Below are 20,758 nucleotides of genomic sequence, written 5' to 3'. Positions count from 1 at the left end.
TCATGCCTCCGCCGATGGTGCGCGGCAAAAGCCGGCGATGAAATCCGCGTGTCCCGGCATGCTGGCCGCACCGCGTGCTGCAACGGTACGCAGCTTGCCGAGGTAGTCGCCAAGGTCGGCGTCCGAAATCGCGTTGGCGAGCGGGTGATAGGCAGCCGCCTGCACTCCCTGCCCGATCAGCACCTGCGCCCAGCCAACTTCGGTGAACAGTTCCTCATGCTCGCGGAAAATCCGCCCGCTGGCCTGAAACAGCTCGATTTTCGCTGCCAGCGTATCGGGGATGCCCATATTGCGGCAATAGTCCCACAGCGGCTCGCCGGTTCGGCCATTGGCGCGATAGTGCAGGATGATAAAGTCTCGGATGCGTTCGAATTCGAAATCGGCCTGGCGGTTGTATTCGTCGCGGTCGGCGTCGTGGATGACCTTGCCCGGCAGCAGCGCCAGCAGTCGCGAAATGCTCGATTGCACCAGATGGATGCTGGTCGATTCGAGCGGTTCGAGAAACCCGCTCGCTAGCCCGATCGCGACACAGTTGCGGTGCCATTGCTTGCGGCGCTTGCCCGTCACGAAGCGCAGCGGTCGCGGCTCCGCGAGTGCCTTGCCGTCGAGATTGGCAAGCAACGTCGCCGCCGCATCATCGTCGCTGATGAAGTCACTGGCATAGACATAGCCGTTGCCGGTGCGATGCTGCAGCGGGATGCGCCATTGCCAGCCGGCCGGGCGCGCCGTCGATCGCGTGTAGGGCGTGATTTCGCCGTTGGCGCGCGCACACGGCACCGCCAGCGCGCGGTTGGCCGGCAGCCAATGCGACCAGTCGTCATAACCCGCGCCCAGCGCTTCCTCGATCAGCAGCCCGCGGAAGCCCGAGCAATCGATGAATAGGTCGCCGTCGATGCGCGTGCAGTCTTCGAGCACCACTGCCTCGATATGGCCGTCGTCGGCGCGCAGCGGCACCTGCGTGATACGGCCTTCGTGGCGCACGACACCGCGTGTTTCGGCGAATTTGCGCAAATAGGCGGCGTAGAGCCCGGCGTCGAAATGATAAGCCCAGGCAAGCGGCGGGATGACCGAGCCGGCGGCTGGAGGTGCGTTGCCGAAATGCCCGGCACGCGCCGCGGCTTCGTTGAGCGAATATTGCCCCAGCGGCCCGGCGCTTGCTCCGGCGCGCAGCCAATAGTGATGGAACGGTACCAGCCCGAGGTCGCGACCGACCGGACCGAAGGCGTGCATGTAGCGATGCCCCGGTCGCGTCCAGTCGACGAATTCGATGCCGAGCTTGTAGGTGCCTTGCGTGGCGCGCAGGAAGTCGGCCTCGTCGATACCCAGCGCCGCATTGAACAGCTTGATCTGCGGGATTGTCGCCTCGCCGACGCCGACGGTACCGATGGCATCCGATTCAACCAGCCTGATGCGCGTACCCTTGACCGCGAAACGCGCCAGTGCAGCCGCGGTCATCCAGCCGGCGGTGCCACCGCCGACGATAACGAAGTCGCTTTGCCGATTGTCAGTCATGCACCCTCACGGCAACCCGGCTTCAGCATCCCGAGAAAAGGCGCGTGGCGGCGCCGGGCACCGCCACGCGTTAGTGGGGATGCTTACTTGTTCATGCCGAACTTGTAGCCGATGCCGAACAGGAAACGACGACCAAAGTTCTGGTTGTCGATGACCTGCGTCGTGTCGCCAGCCTGATAGGTGACGAACGGCTCGTTCGACAGGTTCTGGCCCTGCAGCAGGATCGACAGACCGGCGAACTTCGAGCCCGCCTGGAACTCATAGCCGATCTGCGCATCGACCAGCGTTTCGGGGTCGACGGTGCGGAAGGTACGCGCGTTGCCGAAGCCGGCAACTTCACCCAGGAACTCCGAGCGATAGCTGACCGAAACGCGTGCCTGGAAGCCCTGCTTTTCGAAGTACAGCGTGGCGTTGCCGACGTACTTCGACAGGCCGGGGATCGGCGACTTCGGGTTGTTCGGGTCGGGCTGGATGTTGCTTTCGGTGATCGAGAAGTTACCGAGCAGGCCGAAGCCATCAAGCGCGCTGGCGAACTTGTTGAACGGCAGCGTGCCCGAGAATTCGACGCCGTACATCTCGCCGCCATTGCCGTTGGTCGGGATGGTGACATAACCGACGTTGAGCACCGGCGCCGGGCCACTCGACACCGGGAAGCCGGTGAAGTTGTAGAGCACCTGCTGGTCATAGATGTATGTGTCGAGGTTCTTGTAGAAGCCCGCGACCGCAACATAGGCAACTGGCCCGAAGTATTTTTCGAACGAAACGTCGACCGCGTTAGCGATCCACGGGCGCAGCGCCGGGTTGCCACCGCTGCCACCCCACGGCGAGAATTCCGGATCCGTCGAACCGGCCAGCGCCGGGTTGTAGCTGAAGTTGATCGACGCGCGCATCTGATCGAGGCGTGCACGCGCCATCTGCTTCGACAGGCCGAAACGCGCCACAAATTGTTCAGGTGTCCGAAGCGCGAGGTTGAGGCTCGGCAGAGCGTAGGTGTACTCGGCGCCGCCGGTGACGTTGTTCGAGGTGAACGCCGGTGTACCGCTGGCGGCTTCGCCGTTCGAACGCTGGTTGGTGTTGATGACCTGGACGCCGACGTTACCCGTGAGCGTGTTGGCCCCGATCTGGCTGTCGATGTTGAACTGCAGATAGCCGGTCATCACCTGCTCGGAGACACTCCAGCCCTTGGTCAACACATCGGCGTTGGGGTTGCGGACGAGGTTGTAGGTGCCGCCATTGACCAGTGCGATCGGGTCATAGCTGACCATGCCGGGCACGCCGAGGAAGGCGAGTTCGGTCGGTGCCAGCAGGCTGCCGGTCGGGATTGGCTGGCTGAGCGCGCCGTTCTTGAGGCCGAGGAAATATTCGTCCTGCGTCAGCGACTTGGTACGGTCGGCGTAGTTGAAGCCGAAGCTGACGCTCTTCAGGAAGCCCATGTTGAGGTCGCGTTCGAAGCCTGTACGCCACGCGAACAGTTCGTCGTCGATCGTCGGGTAGTTGACGTAACCGACCTGGCCGCCCGGGATGACGTCACTGCCCCAGCCCTGCGGGCTGGTGAGCTTGATCAGGTTGGCGTCTGCATAGTTGATCGACGGGTTGAAGCTGGTCGTCGAGTTGCTGTTGGTGGTGAAGCCAAGGCTGTCATACGGCCCCGAACCCGCCGGACCGGTGCCCGAGTAGGATTCGAGAATGGTGTCATTGCGCGTGACGTGGCTGTAGCTGACGTCGGTGAACGCCATCCAGCCGTCCTTCTGGAACTTGGCGTTCCAGCCGAGCGCGAGGTTCGTCGCATCGCGGGCGTTGGCATCGTTACGCACAACACCCTTGACGCCGTTGAAGGTGCCGCTCGTGATGCGGCCACCGGCGGCGGTGTAGCCCGGCGCCAGTGAGGCGGAGCTCCACTGCAGCGGGAATTCGATGCCGCGCAGGATCTGCGAATCGTCGAACTTCGACCAATAGACGTCGCCGACGGTGGTGAAGTTGTCATTGGGGGTGTATTCGAGCGTGCCGACGACGCCGGTGCGCTTGAGCTCGGTCGACGTTACGTACGGCTTGGCACCGCCGATGATGATGTTGGTCGCGTCATAGTTGGGGTAGCCCCAGGCGTTGAAGCGTTCGATCTGCGTCGGCGATTCCATGTGCGCGATACCGACGGCGATGCCGAGCGTGTTATCCATGAACTGGTCGACATACAGACCCGACACGCGGTAGCCGGTGTCCTTCGAGCCCGAATTGAGCGCACCCAGTGACAGCCATTCGCCGCGCGCGTTCACCGCGATCGCCTGCTTGCCATATTCGAGCGGGCGGATGGTGCGCAGGTCGACGGTGCCCGACATGCCGGCGCCGACGAGTGCCGCCGACGGCGTCTTGTAGATGACGACCTGGCTGATCAGTTCCGACGGGAACTGGTCATATTCAACGCCGCGGTTGTCGCCGACGGTGGTCTGTTCGCGGCCGTTGAGCAGCGTGGTCGAAAAGTCGGGGCCGAAGCCGCGGATCGACACTGCCTGCGAGCGGCCGTCGACGCGCTGCGCGGTGACGCCGGGGAGGCGGGCGATCGAGTCGGCGATGCTGTTGTCGGGGAGCTTGCCGATGTCTTCGGACGAGATCGATTCAACGATCTGGTTCGACAGGCGCTTTTCGGTGATCGACGCGGCGATGGCCGAGCGCAGGCCACTGACGATGATGTCGTCCGGGTTTTCCTCGGCGACCTTCTTCGAAGCGGTCTCTACGTTGGGGGTAAGCGAAGGGTCGGTGCCGACCTGCGCGAACGCGGCCTGGCTGGTCGCCACGAACAACAGTGACGCCGCAATGGCGCCAGTGCTGGCATTCAACGAAAGACGCGCAGCACCGCGCACGCCAAAACGGCTGCCTGAATCAATCATGTGTCACTCCCCAAGTTCGGTCACCGCGTCCTGATCGCGTCGGAAACCGCCTGTTTACGCCAAAACTCTCGCCGAAATTCGAATTTCAAACGATTGCATGAAGCTATTATGACTTTCCGCGCCAAAGCCAAGCCGATTGAATACGTATTCAAAAATGCAGTGCAATCGGTTGCATTTTCGCCACACCCCTGCTCCGTGGCGGGTGGCACGGCAGGTAAACTAGGCTAAGGTTAAGCCGTGCAACAACAATTCGCAGGCAGTATGTCGGTTTTCAGCTTCAACAACGCCATCGTCCGTACCCCTGCACGCTCGGTGGTCGACGGGCTGCGCGCCGGCGATCATGCCGGCCCCAGCGCTGCTGGCGTTGCCGCCGAACATGCTGCCTATGTCGTGGCGCTCGCGGACTCCGGACTGAAGGTGACCACGCTGCCGCCGCTCGAAGCCTTTCCCGATTCGGTGTTCGTCGAGGACCCGGCGCTAGTGTTCGGCGACACTGCAATCGTGCTCAACCCCGGCGCCCCGAGCCGCGCCGGCGAGGCCGCCGAAATCCGCACCGAGCTCGCTCGCCAGTTCGCGCAGGTCATCGAACTCGACGCCGGCCATGCCGATGGCGGCGACGTCATGGTGACACCCGATGCGGTCTATATCGGATTGTCGGCGCGCACCGACGCCACCGGTGCGGCGGCACTGGCGCGCGCGCTGGCGCAGATCGGCCGGAAGGCGCGTATCGTCACGCCGCCGCCGGGCGTGTTGCACCTCAAGACCGGCGCAAACCTGATCGATGAAGACGTGCTGCTCGTCACCGCGCCGATGGCGGCAGCGGGTATGTTCCCCGGCTTCGACTGCATCACCGTCGGCGACGGCGAGGACGCCGCCGCCAATGCACTGCGTCTCAACGACTGGCTGCTGGTTGGCGCGCATTTTCCGCGCACCATCGACAAGCTCGCCGCCCGCGGTTTCAAGCTGGTGCCGCTCGCCACCCGCGAAATCGGCAAGATAGACGCCGGCCTGTCGTGCATGTCGCTGCGCTGGCAGGCATAGCGTCTCGGGGCTACTTCACCCCCGCATCGAGCGCGTGGCCATAGCTGAACACCCGCGCCAGTTTCCACCTGCCGGCTTCGTTTTTCCACACATCGAAGAAGGTCGCGGTTTCGATCAACTTGCCGTCGAGCTTGCCGCCAACGCCGTAGAAGCGGTGCTGTCCGGTCTGGATGGCACCATAGTTGTTGAGCATATAGACCTGCACCGAGCCGGGGACGATTTCGCGGCGGGCGCGATAGTCCTCACCGGTCCTCTGGCGCGCGCATGTCGCGGTGATGCCGGCAATGAACTGCGCGCCGCTGGTTGAACTCAGCCCGTCCTTGTCATGGTAGAATTCGAAATCGTCTGCGATCAGCCCGGGCAGCTTTGCCGTGTCGCAGCTGTTGAAAATGATATCGAACAGTTCGGCGTCGCGCGCCTCAAGCGCCTTGACGGTGGCGGCATCGGTCGCCGGGCCTTCGCGTGGGCCGGCGAATACGGGCGCCGCAAGCAACGCGACAAGAAACAGGGCTTTGATCATGCAAAATGTGTATTGTCTGAATAATACACAGTCAACCCGTCCGCGCTACGACAGGCAACTATCCACGCCTTCGTTGCGCACGATGCGGATGCGCTTTTCGATGCGGTGCGCGTAACGGCGGACGTAGCGCCCAGGGTCGGCGGCATCACGCTTGATCGGTTGCGGCAGGATGGCGGCGAGCCGCGCCGCCTGCGCTGGCGTCAGCTTGACCGCGTTGGTGTGGAAGTAATGTTGTGCGGCCGCTTCGACGCCAAAGATGCCCGGGCCCATCTCGATGACGTTGAGATAAACCTCCATGATACGCGGCTTGCCCCACATCAGCTCGATCAGGCCGGTGAACCAGGCCTCGAGACCCTTGCGGACATAGGAACGGCCTGGCCATAGGAATACGTTCTTCGCGGTCTGCTGCGATATCGTCGAGCCGCCGCGCAACTTCTTGCCGTCGGCGTTGCGCGCCATCGCCGCCTCCATCGCGGCAAAGTCGAATCCGTTATGCGCGCAGAAATTGGCGTCTTCGGCGCCGATGACCGCGCGCGGTACCGACTTGGCAATCTGATCCAGCCCGACCCAATGCTGCTCGACATGATCGCCGCGCACCGCATTGCGCAGCATCAGGAATGTCGTCGGCGGATTGATCCAGCGATACGCCAGCGCCCAGACCAGGCTGAATACCACCAGCACCACCACCGCCCGCGCGACAAAGCGCAGCACCCGCGATATCAGGCTCGGGCTGCGGCGCGCTGCTGGCAAAGTGGAACCCCCGGGTACAAAGCTGGTACCCATGTTGCGGGGGTGGCGGCGAAGGTCAACTAGGGAATTGTAAAGAGCCTCCGGCGGGCAGGGCCTTGGCCCTGCACCCACTTATCGGGACGGTGCACCGCAAGCAGCGCCGGATACAGCAGCGCCCACCCATTACCCGGATGCAGGGCCAAGGCCCTGCCCGCCGGAGGCTCTTAGATCCTATGCCAGTTCAGGCAACTGATTGCGCGCGCCCGCGAGGCTATACATCGCGCGCTGCAGCTTTTCGAACGCGCGCACCTCGATCTGACGGACGCGTTCGCGGCTGATGTTATACTGTTGCGAAAGTTCCTCGAGCGTTTCGGGTTCGTCGATCAGCCGGCGCTGCGTCAGGATGTGCTTTTCGCGTTCGTTGAGGCTGTCCATGGCTTCGGTGAGCAGCGCGTGGCGCTGGTCGCGCTCCTGCGCGTCGGCGACGATTTCGTCCTGGATCGGGCCGGTATCGGTCAGCCAGTCCTGCCACTCACCGTCGCCGTCCTCGCGCATCGGCGCGTTGAGCGAGGTGTCGCCGCCCATCGCCATGCGACGGTTCATGTTGACGACTTCGTCTTCGGACACGCCGAGCGTCGTGGCGATCTTGGCGACATCGTCATGATGCATGTCGCCGTCTTCCATCGCGTTGATCTTGCCCTTGAGCCGGCGCAGATTGAAGAACAGCTTCTTCTGCGCGGCAGTCGTGCCGATCTTCACGAGGCTCCACGAGCGCAGGATGTATTCCTGGATCGAGGCGCGGATCCACCACATTGCATAGGTGGCGAGGCGGAAGCCGCGCTCAGGGTCGAACTTCTTGACGCCCTGCATCAAGCCGATGTTGCCCTCGGAAATCAGCTCGGCGACGGGCAGCCCGTAGCCACGGTAGCCCATGGCGATTTTGGCGACCAGACGCAGGTGGCTCGTCACCATCTTCGCGGCAGCTTCGGGGTCCTGATGTTCTGCCCAGCGCTTGGCGAGCATGTATTCCTGCTCGGGCGCCAGCAGCGGGAATTTGCGGATTTCGGCAAGGTAGCGGTTCAGCCCGGCTTCGGGGCCGATCGCGGGGATAACAGCGGGCACATTGGCCATCGGCAATTCCTTAGTTCGAAAGACGACTAATCAAGTCCTGTATATCCGCTGGCAGCGGACTCAGGTAAGAAACTTTTTCTTTGGTGATGGGATGGATGAAGCCCAGCGTCGCAGCGTGCAGCGCCTGGCGCGCGAAGCCGAGCTCGGCGAGATCGGCACGATGCTGGCTGCGGGTGCGTCCATAGGCTGGATCTCCGAGTAAGGGGTGGCCGATGGACGCCATATGAACACGCACCTGATGCGTGCGGCCCGTTTCAAGCTTGCATTCGACAACGCTGGCATCGCGCAAAGGTTGCACCAGCCGGTAATGCGTGACGGCGTGCTTGCCGCGGCCTTCGGGGACGATCGCCATCTTCTGGCGGTTGGCGCTGCTGCGTGCCAGTGCGCCTTCGATGCGCCCGGCGGGCGGCACCGGCTGGCCGAAGACGACGGCGGTGTAGAGCCGTTCAACAGTGTGTGCTGCGAATTGCCGCGACAGGCCCTCATGCGTCGGGTCGTCCTTGGCGACGACCAGCAGCCCCGACGTGTCCTTGTCGATACGGTGGACGATGCCCGGCCGCGCCACGCCGCCGATGCCCGACAGCCGCCCGGCGCAATGATGCAGCAGCGCGTTGACCAAAGTGCCGTCGAGATTGCCTGCGGCCGGATGCACGACCAGCCCGGCGGGCTTGTCGACGATCAGCAGATGCGCGTCTTCGAACACCACGTTGAGCGCGATATCCTGCGCCACCGAATGCGACGGCGCCGGCACCGGGATCGTCACCGTCAGCCGGTCACCGGCGACCGCCTTTTTGGCTGGGTCGCGCAGCAACCCGCTGGCGCCGGCAACCGCGCCACTACTCATCAAGGCCTTGAGACGCTCACGCGACAAGGTCGGCACCAGGACGGCGAGCGCCCGGTCAAGCCGCCAGCCCGCCATTTCGGGCGTGACCGCAACGCGCACTTCCGCAGGCGCATCAGCAAGCCCCCCAGAATCAGCAAGCATCGACATTTTGTCCCCCATCGCCTAGCCGATGTCGGGATGAATGGTCAGATTGCAAGTTGCACGATTGCCACGGTGGCGCTTGAATCGATGCAGGCGCATGCGCGCAGCGCTGCGCCGCTGGAAGCCTGCGGGCTGTTGCTGGGTCATGCGGGGTCCATACGCGCCGCCATTAGCACCAAAAACGTCGCGCCGCACCCCGAACGCAGCTTTGAAATCGACCCGGCGGCGCTGCTGCGCGAGCACCGCGAAGCCCGCGGCCACGGTGAAGCCGTTATCGGACACTATCATTCGCACCCGAACGGCAGCCTTGAACCCTCAAAGACCGACGCGGCGCGCGCGGTCGAGGATGGTCAATTATGGATCATCGTCAGCGCCGCCGGCGTGTGCGCCTGGCAGGCTGTGGCGGGCGGCGCATTGCATGGCCGCTTCGCGCCGGTCGAACTGGTGGTCGTCTGATGGCCACCGGCACCGTCAAATGGTTCAACCGCGCCAAGGGCTTCGGTTTCATCCGGCCCGACATCGGCGCGCGCGATGCCTTCGTCCATGTCTCTGCAGTGCATGTCGCCGGGCTTGACGTCATCGAGGAGGGCCAGCGCATCGAGTTCGAATTGACGCAGATGCGTGACGGCCGGCTGACCGCGCTCGGCCTGCGGCTGCTCGAAGATGAGGAAATCGAAAATCCGAACACCGACGAACCGCCGGGCACAATCCCCTGAGTCCAGGTGCCGACAGGCAATTGCCTGAATGGCATTAGCCTGATAACGCTTAATCTTTCGGTATGATTTGATACGGATTGCAGTTGCAATCCAGTCAGGCATGAGCGAGTGCCCGTGCTGCCGTTGGTCATGCATAGCCTCCCATGCAGGGCCCACGACATGGGATCGACAGGGGGAAGTTGAGGCAAATGACTGAATTGGCTGGACTTGTAGCGCGACGGCTTTGCCACGATTTCGCGGGTCCGATTGGCGCGATTTCAACCGCGCTCGATTTGCTCGAAGACGACAACAACCCCGAAATCCGCGGCCTGATCCGCGATAGCGCTCGCGGTCTGGCTGCCGCGCTGCGCCTGTATCGTGTCATCTTGTCGCCGAGCGAAGCCCCGCTCGCCAATCACGAGGCACGCGCCCTGCTCGCCGACTGGGTCAGCGCACGCAACGCGGTGACGCTCGATTGGCAGGTCAGTGGCGATCAGATCGCCGCGCCGGCTGCCGCGACCCTGCTTGGTCTGGCGCTGGTGGCCTGCGAGGCGCTGACGCGCGGCGGCAAGCTGACCGTTGGCGATGATTTCGTCGAGGCCGATGGCCCCAATCTGCGTCTCGACCGCGATGTCCATGATGCCATCGGCGGCGCCAGCGGTGCCGTGACGCCACGTGCCGCACTGGCGCAAGTCGTCATCGCCAATGCCGGCGTTGACGGCCAGCGCGTGGCGATGACCGCCGTGCCGCAAACACTCCGCCTGCGCGTCCATAATTCCGGCGATATCGCCGCCTAGCGCATGGCCATCTGGGGCACGCTCATCGGCACGGCTGCCGGGCTGCTGCTCGGCGGCCCGCTCGGTGCGCTTGCCGGCGCCGCGGCGGGCGGCGCTGCCGATCTGGCGTTACAGCAGCGCGGCAGCGCGACCAGCGCCGCGCGGCGCCAGGTGGCGTTTACCATCGCGGCGATTGCGCTCGCGGCCAAAATGGCGCGCGCTGACGGCGATGCCACCGACGCGGAGTTCGCCACCTTCCAGCGGCTGTTCCAGGTGCCTGAAGCCGAACGCAGCAACGCCACGCGCTTCTACCGGCTGGCGCAAGGCTCGACCGCCGGCTTCGAAGCCTATGCCGATCAGGCCGCCGCGCTGCTCGGCCGCGGCACGCCGGTGCTCGAAGACCTGCTCGAAGCGCTGCTGCTGATTGCCAAGACCGACGGCATCCACCCCGACGAGCTCGCCTATCTCGATGCTGTGGCGACGCGGCTGGGGTTTACGCCCGCCGAATACGCCCGCATTCGGGCGCGGCATCTGCCGAGCGGCGATGGTATCGGGCGCGATGACCCCTACGCCGTACTCGGCATCGAACCCGGCGCAGCCCCGGAAGTCGTGCGCGCTGCCTATCGCGCGCTGGTCAAGACCACGCATCCCGATCGCCACATGGCCGATGGCACGCCGCTCGAATTCATCAAGGTCGCCGAAGCGCGCATGGCGGCGCTCAACGCAGCTTATGCTGCAATCATGCCAAAGGGCGCTGCATGAAACCGATCCACATCGCCTTCATCCTGCTGATAGACTGCATCTGGGCCTTCAATACGGTGGCGATCAAGTTCAGCGTCAATGCGGTGCCGCCGTTGCTCGCGGTGGCAATCCGCTATGGCATCGTGCTGGCCGCGTGCCTGCCATTCATGCGCTGGGTACCGGGCCGGATGCGGCTGATCGGGATCACCGGCGTTATTGCCGGGGCGCTGGCCATGGGCCTCGGCGCGATGTCGTTCAAGGCAGCGTACAATGTGTCGGCGCTGGCGATTGCCGGCCAACTCGGCGTGCCGTTCAGCTTGTTGCTGGCGATCATCTTCTACCGCGAACGCATCCGCTGGGTGCGGATGCTCGGGATTGTGTTGTCGTTCCTGGGGGTTGCGGTGATGGTTTTCGATCCGCGCATCTTTGACGAGCGTATCGCCATATTGCTGACCATCGCCGGCACGTTCTGCTGGGCGGTCGGCACGCTGCTGTTCCGGTCGCTGCGCGACCTCAACCCGCTCAACGTTCATGGTTGGCTGGCACTGATCAGCATCCCGCTCCTCGGCGCGGCGAGTTATGTCGAGGAGCCTGGCGCGATCATGCAAGTCGGGGCCATCGCCCCGAATATCTGGGGCTGGCTGGCCTATTCGGCGCTTGGCGCATCGGTTATCGGCCATGCCGGTATGTCGTATCTGTTCCGCCACTATCCGGTCAGCATGGTGTCGCCGATGACGCTGCCGACGCCGCTGCTATCGGTCATCGTCGCGACCGTCGTGCTCGGCACGCCGGTCACCATCGAAATGGTCATCGGCGGCATCTTGACGATGATCGGCATCGCTATCATCACCTTGCGCACCGCGAACGCGCCCGAAGTCGAGGTGCTGGCATGAATTTCATCGACCTGCCGAGCCCCAACTTCGACCAACGCCGTTTCCCCATCTCGATGATCGTGCTGCACTATACCGGTATGGAAACCGCGCAGGCCGCGCTCGACCGCCTCGCCGACCCGGCCGCCAAAGTCTCGGCGCACTATGTCGTCGCCGAAGACGGGCAAATCGTCCGTATGGTCGATGAGGCCAATCGCGCCTGGCACGCCGGCCGCAGCGAGTGGCGCGGCATCATGGATGTCAACAGCGCCAGCATCGGCATCGAGATCGTCAACCCGGGCCACGAATTCGGCTACCGCCCCTTCCCCGAGCTGCAGATGGCCGCTGTCGAGGCCTTGGTCTCCGATATCGCGCACCGCTACAAGATCTCCACCTGCATGGTCGTCGGCCATAGCGATATCGCCCCGGCGCGCAAGCAGGACCCCGGCGAACTGTTCGACTGGCCCCGCCTGGCCCGCGCCGGCCTCGCCACACCGATCCCGACCGATGGCTTCGACCCGAATTGGTACGACATCGGCTTCCTCGCCGCGCTCAAGCGCTGGGGCTATGACATCGACGACGCGCACGCCGCGGTTGTCGCATTCCAGCGCCGGTTCCGGCCGGCGAAGATCGACGGTGTCATCGATGCTGAGTGCCGGACGCTGCTTCGCAGCATTCTAGTGGCAGGTTAGGGGCCTCCGGCGGGCAGGCCTGAGGCCTGCACCCATTTGAAGAGCGTATGATAACTGGGTGCAGGGGCAAGCCCCTGCCCGCCGGAGGCCCTTCGCTTTACTGCGGCGGCGGCAAGTGCGCGGCGTTTTCCTTATCGCCACCCAGCCCGCTTGGCAGAGCCTTGGTCTTGTCGGCGGGCGGTGCCGCTGCCGGTTCGGTAGGGTTCGCGGCTTCATAGGCAGCGGCGGTGGTGACGCCCGGAATCCCGTGTTCGGCGAGTTCGCGCTGCTTGGCGGCGGCGTCCCGCATGGTCGAGCAGGCGGGCAGCAGCAGCAGTGTAGCAATCAGCAGCGCACGCATGTCGGGTCTCCGCTTGGGGCTTGTCCCGCGCTTTGCCGTGCGACGTGGCGCTTGGCAAGGGGCGCCGGCACGCCTAGACGGGGATTTCGGCCAGACCATCGGACGGTCGCCGCTGCACGCGAGTGTGGGGGAGGAAAGTCCGGGCTCCACGCAGCAACGGTGCCGGGTAACACCCGGCGGGGGTGACCCCAGGGAAAGTGCCACAGAGAGCAGACCGCCTGACTTTCGAGAAGGGCAAGGGTGAAAGGGTGCGGTAAGAGCGCACCGCGCGACGGGCAACCGAAGCGGCACGGCAAACCCCACCGGGAGCAAGACCGAATAGGGACGGCGCGCACGGCAACGTGCAAGGCCCGCTGCGGCCCAGTCGTCCGGGTTGGTTGCTTGAGGCGGACGGTAACGTTCGTCCTAGAGGAATGACCGTCTATGGAGCGCAAGCCCCGGGACAGAACCCGGCTTACAGATGGTCTGGCCGAGCCGGCTGCGCGCAAGGCCAAAATTGCCCTTCGCAATTTTGGCCTTGCGCGCAGACTCGGCGAAGCGCCCGGCCGGCGGGGCGGAGGCCTCGGCCGACGAACCCGTTCGACGGCGTGGCTTTGCCACGACGCTCTTCTTTGCTTCCCTACTCCCGGCGCCAAGGGCCAACCCCCACCCCGCTCGCGTTCCGCGAGTCGCCCTCCCTGCAAGGGGGAGGGAGGTCAGGTCAGGCCGGGCTTAGCCGGTCGCGCAACTCGCGCTTCAGGAACTTGCCGCTGGCGTTGCGCGGCAGCGGCTCGTCCAAAAACCACACATACCGCGGCACCTTGTGCTTGGCGATCAGCACCGCGCAATGCTCGCGAAGCTCGGTGTCCGACAGCACCTCGCCCGGCTTGAGCACCACAGCGACGCCAACTTCCTCGCCCAGTCGCTCGTCAGCAACGCCGAACACGCAGCATTCGGCGATCGCGGCGTGGCGATAGACGGTGGCTTCAACTTCGGCGCAATAGACGTTCTCGCCGCCGCGCAGCACCATATCCTTCTTGCGATCGACGATGAAGATAAAGCCGTTTTCGTCGATGCGCGCGATGTCGCCGGTGTGCAGCCACCCATCGGTGATCGATGCGGCGGTGGCATCGGGGCGGTTGATGTAGCCCTTGATGACCGACGAACCCTTGACCCACAGCTCGCCGATGGCGCCGGGCGGCACGGTGTTGCCATCATCATCAACGCATTTGGCTTCGAAGTTGGGCATCGACGGCCCTGCGGTGTCAGGTTTGTCGACGAAGAAGTCGCCCGAAACCGAGGTGATGATGCCGCAGGTTTCGGTCATGCCGTAGCCGGTGCCGGGGCGTGCGGTGGAGACCTTGTCCTCGATCTTGAGCACCAGGTCGGGTGGCACCTGCGCGCCGCCGCCGGCCAGCGCCACGAGGCTGCTGGTGTCGCTGGTCAGGAAGTCGGGATGATTGATCAGCTCGCGCGCCATCACCGGCACGCCGCTCATCGACGACACACGCTCGCGCGCGATTAGCTTCAACGCCTCGCCGGCATCCCAGCGGTACATCATCACCAGCTTGCCGCCCGCCGCCGTCGTTGCATAGGCACCGCAGTTGTTCGCGGTGACGTGGAACAGCGGCGTCGTGATCAGCGTCACCGGGATCGGCGCTTCCGCCGGGGGTTCAAGCCCGGTCGCCAGCTGCATGGCACGCGCTGTCGAAGCGCCAGCGTACATCAGGTTGAACAGGTTCGCGACGCAACCGCGGTGCGTCAGCTGCGCACCCTTCGGGTTGCCGGTGGTGCCGCTGGTGTAGAAAATGCAAGCGTCAGCTTCGGGGTCGACCGCGACATCGGGCATCGCGCCGCCGTTGGCGACGACATCGTCCCAGGGTGTGATGCCGGGATGCGCAGCCACCAGCCGCACGCCGACGAGTTTGATGCCCGCCACCATGTCGGGCCGCGCCTGCACGCGTACCAGCCGCTCGTCATCGAGGAACAGCACCTTGGGCGCCGAGTCGCCGAGCGCATAGGCCATCTCGTCAGTCGTCCACCAGGCGTTCATACCGACAACCGCCACACCCACCGACACGCACGCCCAGTAGATCACCATCCATTCGGGGAAGTTGCGCATGGCAACCGCAACGCGGTCGCCGGGCTTGACGCCGTGGGCCAGCAGCCACGCCGCCACCGCATCGGCCTTGGCGTGCGTCTGGGCATAGGTCAGCGTCTCGTCGCCATAAACAAGGTAGGGGCGGTCGGCGAACGCGGCGGTCGACAGCCAGAATTCGCGGACGCTCGGCGGTGCATTCTTGTAGTTGCGCAGGCGCTGGCCGAGGACCTCGACCTCCTCGATCTCGAATGTTCCGCCCGGGCCGGTCAGTTCGGCGCGCGCTTGCGCCAGTTCCGCATAATGCATGGCGAGTTCCCCATTGACTGATAAGCGACCGGTTTTCCGGTTCGACCGTCAACGCATAGCGTGGTTGACGCTCACGGCAAGTGCCGATGCGTGCGCAACTGCCGGGTCGGGCAAAAATGCCGACGGCAGGAAGGCGGCGCCGCAGCTGCGATGCACCAGCCGAATGGGCGCGCGGGTGCGCGCGACGAGCCAGTGATCGGCCCAATTTTGGATTGCGACGAGCACGCCGTACAGGTCGAGCCCGCGCGGCGTCAGCCAATAGCCCTCCCCGCCCGGCGTCAGCAGCCCGAGCGCCTGCAGCCGCTCAAGCCGGTTCGACAATATGTTGGCGGCAATGCCGGTGGCGTCGCGCAGCGCCCCAAAGCGGCGGACGCGCATGAAGGCGCAGACGAGGATCTCGATGCCCCATTTGTCGCCGAAGATGTCGAGGCTGGCGGCAAGCCACGGCAATGCCTGTCCGTCAGCGCTGTCGAGCGTCGAGCGCCGGGTCGCACGCTGCTTGGCCGGCAGCGCTGCAATGCCGCGGCCGGTAACCTGCAGCGCGACGCCGCGCGCATCGGCATCGGCACCACATGCCGCACATGCCATCACGTTGCGCAAGGTGCGCCCGCCAAGCAATGCAGCCGGCGGTGGCATGGCGTTGTGTGCAGCCTCCCAGCGCAGCATTTCGTGGAGCACCGGCAGGAATGCCTCGCCCGCCGGGGTCAGGCGGTATTCGTGGCGCACCGGCCGCAGGCAATACGGCAGCTTGACCACCAGCCCGGCACCTTCCAGCGTCCGCAGCCGCAGCGCCGCCAGCCGCGCCGGCACGCCACCGTCGACCAGGGCTGCAAAGCGTGTTGCGCCATTCGCCAACAGCGCGAGCAGCATCAGCGTCCAGCGGTCGCACAGCAGGTCGGCCGCCTGCCGCACCGCGACGAGAATGGCGGCAGTTGCGCGCGGCGACGGCGGTGCGCTCACAGAATCTCGAACAAATGGTAGCGCGGGCCACCGGCGCGCTGGTGGCCGATACCGACGACAATCGTGTCGTTGAGCCAGCGGTAGGCTTCCGCGCCCGTCTCGAAGCGTGCCACGGTGCGCAGCAGGTATTCATCGTCACCCAGCCGTTCGCCGCGGTTGAAACGCGCCATCACGTCGTCAGGTGCGCGAAAGCTGCCCTGATAGGTCAGGTACAGCCGCGCACCGTCGTCGGTCAGCAGCGCCAGCCGCACATCGATGAGCATCACCCCGTCGGCACGGTTGAGCACCCAATCGGCACCGCCCGGCAACACCGTGCCGCGCAGCCGGTCACCGCTGAAGCTGCCGCCGGCAACCGGGGCGATGCGGCGACGGCCGGCCGGAGTCGCGCCGATCGACAGCATCTCGGCAAACGGCACATCAAGGTCGAGCACCATCAGCGGCGCGCTTTGCAACTGGACCATATCGACCTCCCCCCATCATTGCACAACTGTAGCATGTTTATGATGAATTGAAGCTAGTATATAGAATCACGGTTGCATAGTGTAATTGACTGCGTATCATCGTTTCAAACAACCGGGGAAGACTCACCATGTCCGCAGCGATTCCGGCCGGCCGTCCAGCGCCGTCGGTGCAACAGGTCTATGACCGCGACACCAACCCCGCGCCCGCAGTGTTGCGTGCCGAATCGCCCGCGACCGGACAGTCCACCGCCGACGTTTCGGCCGAACGCTATTTTTCGAAAGACTGGCACGACCGCGAAGTCGAACAAGTATGGCGCCGGACTTGGCAACTCGCGTGCCGCATCGAGGAAATCCCCAATGTCGGCGACCATGTCGTTTATGACATCGTCCATGATTCGCTGATCGTCGTCCGCACCGGCCCCACTGAAATCCGCGCTTATGTGAACTCCTGCCTGCACCGCGGCACGCGGCTCCGCGACAGCGGTGGCTGTGTCAAGGCGCTGCGCTGCCCGTTCCACGGCTTCACCTGGAACCTCGACGGCAAGCTGACCGTCATCCCAGGCGGCTGGGACTTCGCGCACATCGACCGCCACGACTTCAACCTGCCCGAAGCCAAGGTCGGCACCTGGGCCGGCTTCGTCTTCGTCAATCTCGATCCGACGTGCGAGCCGCTCGAAACCTATCTCGAAATCCTGCCCGAACACTTCAACGCGTTCCGCCTCGAAGACCGCTACAAGGCCGCGCATGTTGCCAAGATCATGCCGTGCAACTGGAAACTGGCGCTCGAAGCCTTCATCGAGGCCTATCACGTGCCGTGCGCGCACCCGCAGGTCATGGCCTATTACGGCGACGAAAATACCCAGTACGACGTCTGGCCGGGCGTCCGCCATGTCAGCCGGATGATCAGCGTACAAGGTGTGCCGAGCCCCGCGCGCGCCAACACCCCTGATGATGTCGTCGTCGAACACATGCGCCGCGACATGCCGTTCTTTGCCGGCAAACCGATCGACACCAACGGCACGACGCCGCGTGCCGCGCTCGCCGCCCGCGCCCGCGAAAAGATCGGCAAGTCGTCGGGCACCGACATGTCGGCGCTGTCGGACGCCGAATCGCTCGATCTGATCGAATATCTGCTGTTCCCCAACATGGTGCCGTGGGGTGGCCAGTCGCTGCCGATTACTTATCGCTTCCGGCCTAATGGCGATGACCCTGAAACCTGCATCATGGAAATCATGTTCCTGTTCGCCAAGGCGCCCGATGGCAGCCACCCCAAGCCCGCGGAAATCACCTGGCTCGGCATCGACGAGCCCTGGGCGACCGCGAAGGAACTCGGCTCGGCGGCGATGGTCGCCGACCAGGACACCGACAATCTGAAACGCATCCAGCGCGGCCTGCGCGCATCCAAAAAGCCCGGCGTGACGCTCGCGGCATATCAGGAAAGCCGGATTCGCCACTATCACGCGACACTTGACAGCTATATGGCCGGCGGCAACGGCTGACTGCGCGCCCGAAATCGGTGGCTTGTTGCGTCGTTACGGCTGCAGGTTTACGCTGTCGGCCCTGACGGTAGGGGAGACTGATGATGAATAGCGAAGTCGAAACACGGATCGAAACCTGGCTGCATCGTGCCAAGAAGAATGCCGGCTGGTTGATGGCGCTCGGCGTGCTCGAGGTGCTGGTCGGCCTCGCCGCAATATTCTCGCCGCTGATTGCCGGCGTCGCCGTGGTCATCACGGTCGGCGTGGTCATGTTGATTGTCGGCATCACACGCATCATCAGCGCCTTCATGGCGGGGTCGTTCGGCAGCGGCGTGCTGGCGTTCCTGTGGGGGCTGCTGGTTACGGTTGCCGGCTATTATTTTGTCACGCATCCGGCGCTGGGGCTGAAATCGCTGACGCTGTTCGTCGCGGTGGCGCTCGCCATTGACGGTGTCATGCGCGTCATCATGTCGTTCCAGATGAAGCCGGCGAACGGCTGGGGCTGGATGCTGTTCGGTGGCATCGTCTCGGTCATTCTGGCGGTGATGGTGTTCAACCAGTTCCCGGTTTCGGCGGTTTGGCTGGTCGGCACGCTCGTCGGCATCAGCGTGCTGTTCAACGGCTTCACGACACTGACGGTGGCGATGGCGGCGCGCCGGCTGGCGAGCGCCGGGGTCGAGCGCCTACAAGGCTGATCAGGTGGCGCCGAGCGCGGCGACCACTTCCTGCGTGTGCGTAATGTGCAGGAAGCGGCCGCCTTCGGCGACGGTTTGAAAGCGTGCGCCCGGCAGCGTGTCGCGCCAGAAACCGGCGGCATCGTCAAACGCATAGAGCGGGTCCTGCGCGCCGGTCAGCACCACCCAGCCTGATGCGTCAGGCAGTGCCGGCGGCCGCGCACCGCCGCCGTGCGAGAGCATTTCTGCCAGAAACCCGTGCATCCCGAGCGCCGACTGGCGGCCGGCGCGTACCAGGTCGGCAATCACCTGCTCGTCTGCGAGCGCTGCTGTGTCGACGGGGCTGCCGACAACGCTTTCGCGGTAGAGCCGGGCGATCACCGCCGAATTGGAGCGTCGCGACATCAACCTGGCAAACGCGTTCGCCAGCATCGGCGTGCCGAAGAACAGCGCCTTGCCGCGTCCCATCATACCGACAAGGCGCCGGTCAAGATCGACCGGCGGGTCAGGGCCGAGCAGCACGCCGCCGGTTACGCGGTCGGCATAGGCCGCGGCGCAATGCAGCGCCGCTGTGCTGCCGCCGCGCACCAGCAGCCGCACACGTGCCAAGCCAAGTGCCTCAAGGATATCGCCGAAATCGCTGACGGCTGCTGCATAAGGATCGCCCGCAACGGCATCGCTGAGCCCGAAGCCGGCACGTTCAAAAAGGATTGGCCGGAAGCCACGTGCTTGCAGCACCGTAATCAGTGCCTGCGGCTGGTGGCGCCCAGCCACCGAGTTGTGAAAAACGATCACCGGTGCCGCCCCCGTCGGGCCATGGTCGGCTACGGCAATGCAGCCACTGCCGTTGCTGCGGGCGAGCAGACGCAGCGGCTCATTTTGGCCCCCCATATGCATGATTTCGATGCTGCACGCCGTCACCAGGCCGGCGAGCGCATCGACTTCGGCGACGATACGCGCCAGATCGACGGCATTGGCGACCCCGCACGCCGCGAAAATCAGCTTGAGATCGGCCTTGCCACTATGCGGTGACTTGCCCTGCGCCGCGGCAGCGGCATCGCGCGTTGCCCCGTTGGCGATCTCGCGCGCCAGTTGCGCCTGCCCCGGTGTCAGCGCGAACAGGTCGGAAAACAGCCGCGCGGCATGCTCGGGCGGGCGCCAGTCACCGCCGGCGGAAGCGAGCAATCGGCGCACAAGGTCGGTCTGACGCTGTGCCCCGACCTTATCCATCACCAGCGCAATCTGCTTGCGGGCGGTTTCATAAGTAACACCTGCGTCGCTTGCTGCGGCACGCAGATTTCCGCGCCGCGCCAGCGCCGCCACCAGGCGGGTTTGCGACGGCGTCAGGGCATAGATTTGCGCGGCTCGCTCCCACGCCAGCGCGCCTGGGCGAAACGCGATCACCGCATAGCTCGCCCGGCCATCGGCCAGCACGGCGCGGACATCGGGTGCAATCGGCCAGTGTGCAGCGAGCGCCGGCGCGGCAGCGGCGAGCGCCACCGGCCGACCGGTGCGGTCATCGGCAATCGCCGAAACGCTCGGTCGCTCCGGGGTCAGCCGGCGCACCACCGCCGCGAGCGGATCGACACCGTCGAGCCAGACAACGAAGCGCGGATCGGCGATGACGATGTTGCCGTCGCGGTCGCACGCCGCCGAGGCGAAGCTGTCGGCCTGCAAATCGGCAGGCGGGCTGCGGGTGCCGATCGCTTCAGTGGCGGCTGCGAGCAGCGCATCGGGCGCCTTCGCCATTGCTTCGCCCCAGCCCTCATGGTCGTCGGCAAGCAACGCCAGCAACGCATCATCGGGGGTGGCGCGGCGGAAGCGATCGAGGAAGGCGGCGGCGCGGCTCATGATTGATGCTTAACGCCTGAGAATCTTTTGCCAAT

20 protein-coding genes and 1 other RNA gene are annotated in these 20,758 nt (G+C 64.9%); 10 read left to right on the top strand and 11 right to left on the bottom strand.

Going from position 1 to position 20,758, the window contains the following annotated elements:
* Together EUV02_RS02515 and EUV02_RS02510 are read right to left on the bottom strand one after the other, a co-directional pair.
* Positions 1 to 1,512, bottom strand: coding sequence for a tryptophan halogenase family protein (locus tag EUV02_RS02515; protein WP_135244639.1), 1,512 nt, complete (start codon positions 1,510 to 1,512; stop codon positions 1 to 3).
* A gap of 83 nt (positions 1,513 to 1,595) precedes the next feature.
* The gene (locus tag EUV02_RS02510; RefSeq protein ID WP_135244638.1) at positions 1,596 to 4,394 is read right to left on the bottom strand and encodes a TonB-dependent receptor; all 2,799 of its coding nucleotides are present in this window, start codon (positions 4,392 to 4,394) and stop codon (positions 1,596 to 1,598) included.
* A gap of 261 nt (positions 4,395 to 4,655) precedes the next feature.
* On the opposite strand from EUV02_RS02510, the gene EUV02_RS02505 reads away from it, so the two are divergent.
* Complete coding sequence (locus EUV02_RS02505; RefSeq protein WP_135244637.1) at positions 4,656 to 5,435, top strand: arginine deiminase family protein; 780 nt, start codon at positions 4,656 to 4,658, stop codon at positions 5,433 to 5,435.
* A 10-nt stretch (positions 5,436 to 5,445) separates the two neighbouring features.
* Here the strand turns inward: EUV02_RS02505 and EUV02_RS02500 are convergent, their stop codons facing one another.
* From EUV02_RS02500 to EUV02_RS02485, 4 genes are all read right to left on the bottom strand, one after another.
* Positions 5,446 to 5,955: a nuclear transport factor 2 family protein gene (locus EUV02_RS02500; protein ID WP_135244636.1), complete on the bottom strand. Its 510-nt coding sequence runs from the start codon at positions 5,953 to 5,955 to the stop codon at positions 5,446 to 5,448.
* 45 nt (positions 5,956 to 6,000) lie between these two features.
* The gene (gene mtgA / locus EUV02_RS02495; RefSeq protein ID WP_135244635.1) at positions 6,001 to 6,738 is read right to left on the bottom strand and encodes a monofunctional biosynthetic peptidoglycan transglycosylase; all 738 of its coding nucleotides are present in this window, start codon (positions 6,736 to 6,738) and stop codon (positions 6,001 to 6,003) included.
* A gap of 177 nt (positions 6,739 to 6,915) precedes the next feature.
* Positions 6,916 to 7,815, bottom strand: coding sequence for an RNA polymerase sigma factor RpoH (gene rpoH, locus EUV02_RS02490; protein WP_135244634.1), 900 nt, complete (start codon positions 7,813 to 7,815; stop codon positions 6,916 to 6,918).
* A gap of 10 nt (positions 7,816 to 7,825) precedes the next feature.
* The gene (locus EUV02_RS02485; RefSeq protein WP_424022166.1) at positions 7,826 to 8,806 is read right to left on the bottom strand and encodes an RluA family pseudouridine synthase; all 981 of its coding nucleotides are present in this window, start codon (positions 8,804 to 8,806) and stop codon (positions 7,826 to 7,828) included.
* Between the two features lie 30 nt (positions 8,807 to 8,836).
* On the opposite strand from EUV02_RS02485, the gene EUV02_RS02480 reads away from it, so the two are divergent.
* The 6 genes from EUV02_RS02480 (at position 8,837) to EUV02_RS02455 (ending at position 12,573) form a co-directional block, all read left to right on the top strand.
* Positions 8,837 to 9,256, top strand: a complete 420-nt coding sequence (locus EUV02_RS02480; protein ID WP_135244633.1) for a M67 family metallopeptidase — start codon at positions 8,837 to 8,839, stop codon at positions 9,254 to 9,256.
* Positions 9,256 to 9,516, top strand: a complete 261-nt coding sequence (locus EUV02_RS02475) for a cold-shock protein (RefSeq protein WP_135244632.1) — start codon at positions 9,256 to 9,258, stop codon at positions 9,514 to 9,516. The genes EUV02_RS02480 and EUV02_RS02475 overlap by 1 nt, the downstream gene beginning before the upstream one ends.
* A gap of 188 nt (positions 9,517 to 9,704) precedes the next feature.
* Entirely contained in the window at positions 9,705 to 10,292 is a 588-nt protein-coding gene (locus tag EUV02_RS02470; RefSeq protein WP_166430468.1) for a histidine phosphotransferase family protein, read from the top strand.
* Between the two features lie 3 nt (positions 10,293 to 10,295).
* Entirely contained in the window at positions 10,296 to 11,033 is a 738-nt protein-coding gene (locus EUV02_RS02465; RefSeq protein WP_135244630.1) for a J domain-containing protein, read from the top strand.
* A complete protein-coding gene (locus EUV02_RS02460) occupies positions 11,030 to 11,905 on the top strand; it encodes a DMT family transporter (protein ID WP_135244629.1) in 876 nt (291 codons plus the stop codon). Before EUV02_RS02465 ends, EUV02_RS02460 begins: the two co-directional genes overlap by 4 nt.
* A complete protein-coding gene (locus EUV02_RS02455) occupies positions 11,902 to 12,573 on the top strand; it encodes an N-acetylmuramoyl-L-alanine amidase (protein WP_135244628.1) in 672 nt (223 codons plus the stop codon). Before EUV02_RS02460 ends, EUV02_RS02455 begins: the two co-directional genes overlap by 4 nt.
* A 97-nt stretch (positions 12,574 to 12,670) precedes the next feature.
* Here EUV02_RS02455 and EUV02_RS02450 read toward each other — a convergent pair whose 3' ends face one another.
* Positions 12,671 to 12,913 carry a hypothetical protein gene (locus EUV02_RS02450; RefSeq protein WP_135244627.1) on the bottom strand — a complete coding sequence of 81 codons (243 nt, stop codon included), beginning with the start codon at positions 12,911 to 12,913 and terminating at the stop codon, positions 12,671 to 12,673.
* A 90-nt stretch (positions 12,914 to 13,003) separates the two neighbouring features.
* Between EUV02_RS02450 and rnpB the strand changes: the two genes are divergently transcribed.
* Positions 13,004 to 13,386, top strand: an RNA gene (gene rnpB, locus EUV02_RS02445) — RNase P RNA component class A.
* A gap of 227 nt (positions 13,387 to 13,613) precedes the next feature.
* On the opposite strand, the gene EUV02_RS02440 is transcribed toward rnpB, so the two are convergent.
* Genes EUV02_RS02440 through EUV02_RS02430 form a run of 3 tightly spaced genes read right to left on the bottom strand, consistent with a single transcriptional unit; the run spans position 13,614 to position 16,720 of the window.
* Positions 13,614 to 15,299 carry a class I adenylate-forming enzyme family protein gene (locus EUV02_RS02440; RefSeq protein ID WP_135244626.1) on the bottom strand — a complete coding sequence of 562 codons (1,686 nt, stop codon included), beginning with the start codon at positions 15,297 to 15,299 and terminating at the stop codon, positions 13,614 to 13,616.
* 48 nt (positions 15,300 to 15,347) lie between these two features.
* Positions 15,348 to 16,259 carry a winged helix-turn-helix transcriptional regulator gene (locus EUV02_RS02435; protein WP_135244625.1) on the bottom strand — a complete coding sequence of 304 codons (912 nt, stop codon included), beginning with the start codon at positions 16,257 to 16,259 and terminating at the stop codon, positions 15,348 to 15,350.
* Positions 16,256 to 16,720: a DUF3237 domain-containing protein gene (locus EUV02_RS02430; RefSeq protein ID WP_207790094.1), complete on the bottom strand. Its 465-nt coding sequence runs from the start codon at positions 16,718 to 16,720 to the stop codon at positions 16,256 to 16,258. The genes EUV02_RS02435 and EUV02_RS02430 overlap by 4 nt, the downstream gene beginning before the upstream one ends.
* Positions 16,721 to 16,848: 128 nt before the next feature.
* Between EUV02_RS02430 and EUV02_RS02425 the strand changes: the two genes are divergently transcribed.
* Both EUV02_RS02425 and EUV02_RS02420 read left to right on the top strand, forming a co-directional pair.
* Positions 16,849 to 18,219, top strand: a complete 1,371-nt coding sequence (locus EUV02_RS02425) for an aromatic ring-hydroxylating oxygenase subunit alpha (protein WP_135244624.1) — start codon at positions 16,849 to 16,851, stop codon at positions 18,217 to 18,219.
* A gap of 80 nt (positions 18,220 to 18,299) precedes the next feature.
* The gene (locus tag EUV02_RS02420) at positions 18,300 to 18,893 is read left to right on the top strand and encodes an HdeD family acid-resistance protein (RefSeq protein WP_135244623.1); all 594 of its coding nucleotides are present in this window, start codon (positions 18,300 to 18,302) and stop codon (positions 18,891 to 18,893) included.
* On the opposite strand, the gene EUV02_RS02415 is transcribed toward EUV02_RS02420, so the two are convergent.
* The gene (locus tag EUV02_RS02415) at positions 18,894 to 20,723 is read right to left on the bottom strand and encodes a bifunctional helix-turn-helix transcriptional regulator/alpha/beta hydrolase (protein ID WP_135244622.1); all 1,830 of its coding nucleotides are present in this window, start codon (positions 20,721 to 20,723) and stop codon (positions 18,894 to 18,896) included.
* Positions 20,724 to 20,758: the final 35 nt, after the last annotated feature.

Origin of the sequence: Glacieibacterium arshaanense, assembly GCF_004681125.1 — a bacterium.
Lineage (GTDB): Bacteria > Pseudomonadota > Alphaproteobacteria > Sphingomonadales > Sphingomonadaceae > Polymorphobacter_A > Polymorphobacter_A arshaanense.
The sequence above is the reverse complement of the archived record's forward strand: the minus strand, read 5'-3'. Positions and strand labels throughout refer to the sequence as shown.

What these genes read in the sequence shown, in the direction of transcription:
- EUV02_RS02480 (WP_135244633.1), top strand. Translation starts at nt 8,837, where the DNA reads ATGAATGGTCAGATTGCAAGTTGCACGATTGCCACGGTGGCGCTTGAA.
- EUV02_RS02460 (WP_135244629.1), top strand. Translation starts at nt 11,030, where the DNA reads ATGAAACCGATCCACATCGCCTTCATCCTGCTGATAGACTGCATCTGG.
- EUV02_RS02465 (WP_135244630.1), top strand. Translation starts at nt 10,296, where the DNA reads ATGGCCATCTGGGGCACGCTCATCGGCACGGCTGCCGGGCTGCTGCTC.
- EUV02_RS02475 (WP_135244632.1), top strand. Translation starts at nt 9,256, where the DNA reads ATGGCCACCGGCACCGTCAAATGGTTCAACCGCGCCAAGGGCTTCGGT.
- EUV02_RS02455 (WP_135244628.1), top strand. Translation starts at nt 11,902, where the DNA reads ATGAATTTCATCGACCTGCCGAGCCCCAACTTCGACCAACGCCGTTTC.
- EUV02_RS02505 (WP_135244637.1), top strand. Translation starts at nt 4,656, where the DNA reads ATGTCGGTTTTCAGCTTCAACAACGCCATCGTCCGTACCCCTGCACGC.
- EUV02_RS02430 (WP_207790094.1), bottom strand. Translation starts at nt 16,720, where the DNA reads ATGGTCCAGTTGCAAAGCGCGCCGCTGATGGTGCTCGACCTTGATGTG.
- EUV02_RS02440 (WP_135244626.1), bottom strand. Translation starts at nt 15,299, where the DNA reads ATGCATTATGCGGAACTGGCGCAAGCGCGCGCCGAACTGACCGGCCCG.
- EUV02_RS02510 (WP_135244638.1), bottom strand. Translation starts at nt 4,394, where the DNA reads ATGATTGATTCAGGCAGCCGTTTTGGCGTGCGCGGTGCTGCGCGTCTT.
- EUV02_RS02450 (WP_135244627.1), bottom strand. Translation starts at nt 12,913, where the DNA reads ATGCGTGCGCTGCTGATTGCTACACTGCTGCTGCTGCCCGCCTGCTCG.
- EUV02_RS02425 (WP_135244624.1), top strand. Translation starts at nt 16,849, where the DNA reads ATGTCCGCAGCGATTCCGGCCGGCCGTCCAGCGCCGTCGGTGCAACAG.
- EUV02_RS02515 (WP_135244639.1), bottom strand. Translation starts at nt 1,512, where the DNA reads ATGACTGACAATCGGCAAAGCGACTTCGTTATCGTCGGCGGTGGCACC.
- EUV02_RS02420 (WP_135244623.1), top strand. Translation starts at nt 18,300, where the DNA reads ATGATGAATAGCGAAGTCGAAACACGGATCGAAACCTGGCTGCATCGT.
- EUV02_RS02500 (WP_135244636.1), bottom strand. Translation starts at nt 5,955, where the DNA reads ATGATCAAAGCCCTGTTTCTTGTCGCGTTGCTTGCGGCGCCCGTATTC.
- EUV02_RS02415 (WP_135244622.1), bottom strand. Translation starts at nt 20,723, where the DNA reads ATGAGCCGCGCCGCCGCCTTCCTCGATCGCTTCCGCCGCGCCACCCCC.
- EUV02_RS02470 (WP_166430468.1), top strand. Translation starts at nt 9,705, where the DNA reads ATGACTGAATTGGCTGGACTTGTAGCGCGACGGCTTTGCCACGATTTC.
- rpoH (WP_135244634.1), bottom strand. Translation starts at nt 7,815, where the DNA reads ATGGCCAATGTGCCCGCTGTTATCCCCGCGATCGGCCCCGAAGCCGGG.
- EUV02_RS02485 (WP_424022166.1), bottom strand. Translation starts at nt 8,806, where the DNA reads ATGTCGATGCTTGCTGATTCTGGGGGGCTTGCTGATGCGCCTGCGGAA.
- mtgA (WP_135244635.1), bottom strand. Translation starts at nt 6,738, where the DNA reads ATGGGTACCAGCTTTGTACCCGGGGGTTCCACTTTGCCAGCAGCGCGC.